The 1,153-nt window shown below is 73.5% G+C and carries 1 protein-coding gene and 1 pseudogene; both read left to right on the forward strand.

Annotated features, from left to right (window positions below; translation table 11 throughout):
* On the forward strand, positions 1-200 hold a 200-nt coding region (locus G3N92_RS33855), incomplete at its 5' end, for a hypothetical protein (RefSeq protein ID WP_206131845.1).
* Positions 201-363: 163 nt separating this feature from the next.
* Positions 364-1,153, forward strand: a pseudogene (locus G3N92_RS33860) (autotransporter); the annotation flags it as partial.

The raw sequence follows: 1,153 nt of genomic DNA on the forward strand, positions 1-1,153 counted from the left end.
CCGCCGATCGCACCGGCGAGCGCTGGACGATGCCATGGCTGCTGCACCTGCAGGGGCTGCTGTCGCGCGCGCGCGGCGATGCCGCCGACGTCACGCGCCGCGCGCTGCTCACGGCGCTGCGCTGCGCGACCGAACAGGGCGCCTACCGGATCGTCGAACGGATCCGCGCCGATCTCGATCTGCTCGACGACGCCCCCTGAAAACCCGCGCCCGGCACGCACGCTTCGCATGGCGAGACATCACTTCCGGTTGGACGGCGGTCATGACTATTGGTTGTCACGCAAGCGACCTAGCATGACGTTCCATCCCAACCTGCGGGCCTCGCGATGACACGCGAGGCCCGCATGGCGCCACGGAGCCTCGATGCCGTCGTTCAAGTCCGTCCTCGCCCGCATCGGTGGGACCGCGCCCGCCGAGCCGCAGCAGCAGCCGGCAGCCCGCGGCGTGCCCGGCGTCGCGCACGTGGTGCCGGGGCAGGCCGCGCCGGCCACGCAGCCGGGCGCGCCGCTGCCGAACCGGCGCGACGGGACGCGAAACCACGCACCGCAAAACGCGCCGGCCAACGCACGGGCGGGCGACCCGGCGCATCCCGCGCAGAACAACGACGCCGCGCGCCGCCAGTTGGGCACCAACCGACTGAAGGCGATGTTCTCGCGCTCGGGCGGTCACAACGCCGCCCCCAACGCCGCGCCGCAGAACGCGCGCGCGCAATCGGGCGCGTCGCGCGGCGTCGCCGCCGCCGTCTCCACGCATGTGCAGGCCGCCACCTCCGAACTGTCCACGCCGTTCCATCAGCGCATCAGCGCGAATCGTCCGATCGCCGCCAGCGACTACGTGACCGGCGGTGCGCGCTACGCGGCCGATCCGAAGGCCTCGCATGCCGAGGCGCTGCGCCGCCGCGCCGGTAGAAAGGCGAACGCCGCGCTCAACGGCGCGTTGCCCGCGGTGCCCGAGAACGATCACGAGGATGCCGACGAACAGGCGATGCGGATCGAATCGCTCGACAGCCCCGATGCGCTGCGCACCCAGGTGGACGTGTGGTTCCCCGAACCGGCCGGCGTGCAGCGCGTGAACGGCGGCGACAACGCGATCCTGGCCGGCCGTCTCGCGGGCCTCGGCGCGCCCGACGCCGCGCCGTCCACGCAACGCGGCG

This window comes from Burkholderia sp. Ac-20379 (genome assembly GCF_017104645.1).
Classification (GTDB): Bacteria; Pseudomonadota; Gammaproteobacteria; order Burkholderiales; family Burkholderiaceae; genus Burkholderia.